Here is a 236-nt window from a genome sequence, read left to right on the forward strand (position 1 = left end):
GTCTTCGCGTCGGACGTGAAGCGCTCGATGGTCTGGTCGCGCGTGGCGAACTTGAAATCGTCGTAGCGCAGCTTGATGCCGATGGTCTTGCCCACGTAACCCATGCGCTGCAGATCTTCGGCCAGCTTCTCGCACAGGTGGGTGAAGATCGAGCCCAGCTCGGCGCGGTCGCGCACGGCGTGCAGGTCGCGGTCGAAAGAGGTCTCGCGGCTCATCGAAACCGGTTCGCTCTCGGT

General features: G+C 63.6%; 1 pseudogene. It reads right to left on the bottom strand.

Annotated elements, in window-relative coordinates:
* A pseudogene (locus tag ACCD11_RS28495) lies at nt 1-236 on the bottom strand (DNA polymerase IV); the annotation flags it as partial.

The sequence above is a fragment of the Variovorax sp. Varisp36 genome (genome assembly GCF_047304235.1).
Classification (GTDB): domain Bacteria; phylum Pseudomonadota; class Gammaproteobacteria; order Burkholderiales; family Burkholderiaceae_C; genus Variovorax.